Origin of the sequence: Collinsella sp. HCP28S3_G2 (genome assembly GCF_052065125.1) — a bacterium.
Classification (GTDB): domain Bacteria; phylum Actinomycetota; class Coriobacteriia; order Coriobacteriales; family Coriobacteriaceae; genus Collinsella.
The window spans coordinates 1-572 of record NZ_JBQHUO010000042.1 but is presented as its reverse complement, the minus strand read 5'-3'; the positions used below and the strand labels follow the sequence as shown (position 1 = coordinate 572).

1 protein-coding gene is annotated in these 572 nt (G+C 60.8%); it reads right to left on the bottom strand.

Annotated features, from left to right (window positions below):
* The coding region (locus tag ACTNB2_RS08865; protein WP_441044942.1) for an ATP-binding protein at positions 1 to 406 on the bottom strand (406 nt) is incomplete at its 3' end.
* Positions 407 to 572 lie beyond the last annotated feature (166 nt).

Genomic DNA, 572 nt, shown 5'->3' with positions numbered 1-572 from the left:
AGGCAAAGCCAAAGAGAGAAAGAGGCACGCCTTTGCCAAACCTGAAACCTTTCCTTGCCACGTGTGAAAAGAACCGCTGCCTCAATTGAAAGCCCGAGCTTGACACAAACAGGTAGGACTCGCCGCGGAACTGGACGAGCCTCCCGTGGTGGACGATGCGGTCGATCACGGCGGCGGCCATCTGGTCGTCCCCGAACACCGACCCCCACCTGCTGAACTCCAGGTTCGTGGTGATTACCACCGACTGCCTCTCGTATGCGTCGGCGAAGACCTGGAAGAGCAGCCTCGCCCCGTCCGCGTCGAGCGGGAGGAACCCGAGCTCGTCGATGACGAGCAGGCGGGCCTTGCCGATGAGCGCGGCCTCCCGGTCGAGCCTCCCGTCGTCGCGGGCGCGCCTCAGTCGCATCACGAGCGAGGACGCCGTGAAGAAGCGCGCCTCGAGCCTCCTCTCGCACGCCAGCGCTGTTTTTGATAGCTTTTATTTTTAGGAAATCACGAGATAAAAGTTTCGGGTTTCACGACGATTGTTTCGCCTCATAAGCAAAGGCGCCGACCACCTCCAACGGATGGCC